Annotated in this window: 1 protein-coding gene; it reads right to left on the bottom strand. The window is 33.6% G+C overall.

The genetic code is table 11. The features are described 5' to 3' along the window. A partial coding sequence (locus tag ACPYOM_RS22270; protein ID WP_481347630.1) for a hypothetical protein occupies window positions 1–292 on the bottom strand: 292 nt, incomplete at both ends.

The raw sequence follows: 292 nt of genomic DNA, 5'->3' as shown, positions 1-292 counted from the left end.
TTCCTACATTAGACAAATTAGTCTTTCCATTTTTTTCTAATGCTTTAATGTCTTTGAAGTTCTTTTCATCAGTAGTACATTCAAAGCCGTTATCACTTTTTGTTCTCTTCGTTTTGTAGAATACGCCATATGTTTTTTTATCAATGCTGATAGGCTCTATAAACTGAAATACGCCATCCTTAATAATCATAGATTGAATTTCAGTAGGAGAAGTACTAAATCTTACATACTTTGAAGGGTCATCAACTCCAACTCCTACGTAAGAGCCTAACTGATACCTGTCCTGTCTCTT

Source organism: Monashia sp. HAY1-2A, assembly GCF_056755315.1.
Note: the sequence above shows the minus strand (reverse complement) of the source record. Positions and strands in the feature narration are given on the sequence as shown.